Raw genomic sequence first — 3,729 nt, forward strand, 5'->3', positions numbered from 1 at the left:
GTCGGGGCGGTATGGCGTCGATCCCGCTGCCCGCTTCGGAGGTGGCGGTAGAGGACCGGACAGCCGGACCGCGCAAGGGGCGCGTCAGGTTCGAATACCGCGCCAGGTCCGGGTGTGGCTCCGGACGTCGGTCAGCGGGGACGACGTCGCTGGCTGGTGGGATCGTGCTCGGCGTAGGCGGCGGGGAACTGGACAGGAAGCGGAGGGGGACCTTCCCCAGGCCGCCGGGGTCGGGCAGGGTGACGGTCACCCCCGAGCAGATGATCGCCAGGATCGAGGCGAGCATCGACGCCACTCCTGTCTCGGAGTTCGACGACGTCCATGCGACGACGCAGGAGCGGATCTTCCAGTTGCTGAGCGAGCAGCCGATGGTCGCCGACGTGCGGGCCGGGCTGTTCCGGGTGCTGTCCACGATCCAAGGGGTCTCGGTCGAGCAGGACGCGATCGACGCGGCGGGGCGTCATGGGACCGCGTCCGTCTACACGGGAGCCTCGGGCACTCCTCTGCGGTCATAGCCTCCAACCCCTGCAGCCGTTCCGGGACGAGTGCCGGCGCCGCGTGGGTCGCTCGCACCCGCGAGCCCGCCATCGATGTCCTCAGAGGGTGGCGTCAGCCCGGGCCGCCGCCGAAGCTGATCTCATTGCCGTCCGTGTCCCGGTAGGTCACCTTGGTCGCGCCACCGTCGTACCTCTCGCGCTTCGCGGGCTCGATGCCTCGCCGCGCGATCTCGGCGACCCGTCCGTCGAGGTCGTCGACGAACGACAACACCAGCGCGTTCCCGGCCCGTTGCGGATCTTGCACGATGTAGACGTACCGGTGCTTGGCCACCTCCCACACCGCCTCGATGTCGTTCGGCAGGAACGACGGCGGCCCACCGAAGAACTGCTCGTACCACGGCAGCGCCGCGGCATAGTCGGTGACGGGTACGCCTGCGAACAGATCCAGTGTCATGTGGTCATCCCTACGTCGTCGATGGGTCGCCGGTACTGACCTCGGCAGTGGCGGAAACTCATCGTCGTTCGCCTCACGATGATCTGACTCGAAGCCGCCCGGTTCCCCGGCCGCGGTGCGAGGGCAGGGACACCCATTCCACGTCGATGGTGCCATGCCGGGCATCCCCACGAAGAGGCGGATCGGCCCTGGAGAGTGCGGTGAGGCCGGCGTGGCTCCATCTAACGGAGGAGCACCGGCAGAGCCGTGGGCCCCTCGGTGATGAGTGACGAGGTGTACGGGATCTCGCCGGGCTCGACCGCCAACCGGAGATCAGGGAACCGGCCGAACAACGACGCCAGCGCGATACGTGCCTCGAGCCTGGCCAGTGGCGCCCCCAGGCAGAAGTGCGGACCGCGGCCGAATGCGAGGTGCGCGTCCGGCTCCCGTACCGCGTCGAACCGCGGCGCCTCCCCGCCGAATCTGGCCCTGTCCGTCCCGGTGCTGGAGATGCCGACCATGATGGGCTGGCCCGCCTCGACTGTCACCCCGCCGAGCCGCACGTCCCGCAGCGGATACCGGAACATGACGCTGATCACCGAGTTCCTGCTGCGCAGCGCCTCCTCCACCACCTGCTCCCAGGCGTTCTTCGCACGCGCGAAGACCAACTGCTCCGGGTCTGAGCACAGCGCGACGACCGTGTTGGCCAGTAGGTGAACCGTGGTCTCGTGACCGGCGATGAGCACCAGCCACAGGATCCACATCATCTCGCTGTCGGACAGGCGGTCGCCGTCGTCCGCCTGCGCACGTATCAGCCCCGTGGTGAGATCGTCGCCCGAGTCGTCGCGCTTGCGCTCGATGAAGGCGGCCAGATACCCGAGCAACCCGGCGTTGGCGGCGAGCATCTCCTCCGGCGAGGTGGTGTGCTGCAGCAGGGTGTGGCTCCAGTCGCGGATCTGCTGCTGCTCGCCCTGCGGCACCCCGAACAGCTCGCAGATCACCATGACCGGCAGCGGCTCGGTGAAGAAGCGCACGAGGTCCACCGCGCCGCTCCGGTCGGCCATCCGGTCCAGCAGTTCGTCGGTGATCCGCTGGATGCGCGGGGCCAGTCCCTGTACGCGGGCGGGGGTGAAGGCCCGGTTGATGAGTCCCCGCAGCCTCCGGTGGTCCGCGCCGTCCTGGGTCAGCAGGTGCTCGCCCTCGATGAGCTGGCGCAGCGGCCAGTCGGCCGGGATGGTGCCGTCGTTCAGCGCCGTGAAGTTCGCCGGGTTCTTGCTGAACAGCGTGTCGTCGTTCGTCAGGACCTCGTTGACCAGTTCGTACGAGGTCACGAGCCAGGCGGGCACCTGGCCCGGCAGTTCGACGCGTAAGATCGGCCCGCCCTGGTCGAGGTAACGGCGGAGGGTCGAGGACGTCCGTTCCGACGGCACGGGGATCTGGAGAGGAGTAGCCATGGAATTCCCCACTTTGGGATGAAGGTCCCCCTCACTTTCCGCGTTGGGTTCGGCAGGGCCAAGTCGTGAACGTTGTCACTGTGGAGCCCCCAACCTCTGCCGCTTCCGCCATTGCGGAACGTGAAGGTCTGCTCGGAAGGCCGTGGCGGAGCTCCGGTCGTCCGAGCGGATGAGGATCCTCAGCTCGCTCATCCGGTCCCAGGTGTTTCCCGGGATCATCGGAGTGGAGGGCGGTGGGTCCGGAAGGGGCGGCGTGGCGCATGTTCACGCTCCCCGGCGCCCGCGTGGTCCTGGTCGACGTCCGGGGCGGCGCGACCTGGACCGTCGAGGACGGCACGGTGGTCGTCATCCCGCTGGGCTGCCTGTCTGAAGTGGACCGCGGTGCCGTCATCCCGCTGGGCTGCCTGTCCGAAGCGGACCGCGGGGCTGTCGGCGAGCAGGGGCGTGCTGCCGTGGACCTCGTGGCCGCTGGTGGCGGTGGCCCTGGCAGCGTTCCTGTCCGACGGCGACGCCTGTCGTGGGCGGTTATCTCGGGGAACGGGCCAGGTCGCTGGGCGGCATGCCGCGGACCCGTTTGAAGGCGTTGCTGAAGGCGAAGCCGTCGGCGTACCCGACCCTCCTGGCCACGGCGGCGACAATCGCGCCGGGCGTGCGAAGGAGGTCGGCGGCGATGGTCATCCGCCACTCCGTGAGATAGAGCAGGGGCGGCTGCCCGACCAGCTCGGCGAAGCGCCGGGCGAACACCGCCCGCGACACCTGGGGGCCGGCCCTGGACGGCGCGGGGGCCGTCTACCTCATCCCGATGAGCGAAGCCGTGCCGGCCGCCACCGTGGAGGAGTTCCTCGCGGCCGTGACCCGGGCCGGCGTCCGCCGGGTGGTGCTGCTGTCGGCGCGCGGCTCGGGCGGCGCGGCGGACGCGTACCAGGAGCCGGTCGAGCTGGCCCTGCGCGCGACGGGCCTGGAGTGGACGATCCTGCGCGCGGCCTGGTTCGCGCAGAACTTCGGCGAGGACCTGTTCCTGGAGCCGATCCTGTCCGGGGAGCTGGCGCTGCCGGCCGGGGAGGGGCGGGAGGCGTTCGTCGATGCCGAGGACATCGCCGACGTCGCGACCGCCGCGCTCGTCCAGGACGGCCACGCGGGCGAGATCTACGAGCTGTCGGGCCCCGAACCGGTGTCGTTCCGCACCGCGGTCGTGATGATCTCCGAGGCCACCGGGCGGCCCGTCCGCTACACGGCGCTGGAGACCTCCCGGTTCACCGCCGCGCTGACGGCTCAGGGAGTGCCCCCGGAGGCGGCCGACCTGGCGGCCGAGCTCCTGGGCCGGATCCGCGACGGCGCCGGTGAG

General features: G+C 70.3%; 3 protein-coding genes and 2 pseudogenes. 2 read left to right on the top strand and 3 right to left on the bottom strand.

What is annotated here, in order from left to right; translation table 11 throughout:
* On the top strand, positions 1-515 hold a 515-nt coding region (locus ACWDX9_RS61000), incomplete at its 5' end, for a hypothetical protein (RefSeq protein ID WP_449973063.1).
* Positions 516-609: 94 nt separating this feature from the next.
* On the opposite strand, the gene ACWDX9_RS61005 is transcribed toward ACWDX9_RS61000, so the two are convergent.
* The 3 genes and pseudogenes from ACWDX9_RS61005 to ACWDX9_RS61015 all read right to left on the bottom strand — a co-directional run.
* The gene (locus ACWDX9_RS61005; RefSeq protein ID WP_449973064.1) at positions 610-951 is read right to left on the bottom strand and encodes a VOC family protein; all 342 of its coding nucleotides are present in this window, start codon (positions 949-951) and stop codon (positions 610-612) included.
* 221 nt (positions 952-1,172) lie between these two features.
* Positions 1,173-2,384, bottom strand: coding sequence for a cytochrome P450 family protein (locus ACWDX9_RS61010; RefSeq protein ID WP_449973065.1), 1,212 nt, complete (start codon positions 2,382-2,384; stop codon positions 1,173-1,175).
* A gap of 525 nt (positions 2,385-2,909) precedes the next feature.
* Positions 2,910-3,140 (bottom strand): annotated as a pseudogene (locus tag ACWDX9_RS61015) (helix-turn-helix transcriptional regulator); the annotation flags it as partial.
* A 46-nt stretch (positions 3,141-3,186) separates the two neighbouring features.
* Between ACWDX9_RS61015 and ACWDX9_RS61020 the strand changes: the two are divergent.
* Positions 3,187-3,729 (top strand): annotated as a pseudogene (locus tag ACWDX9_RS61020) (NmrA family transcriptional regulator); the annotation flags it as partial.

The organism is Nonomuraea sp. NPDC003201, assembly GCF_053590415.1.

Bases quoted from the DNA above. Each gene is read 5' to 3' on its own strand.
- ACWDX9_RS61005 (WP_449973064.1), bottom strand. From the start codon at position 951: ATGACACTGGATCTGTTCGCAGGCGTACCCGTCACCGACTATGCCGCG.
- ACWDX9_RS61010 (WP_449973065.1), bottom strand. From the start codon at position 2,384: ATGGCTACTCCTCTCCAGATCCCCGTGCCGTCGGAACGGACGTCCTCG.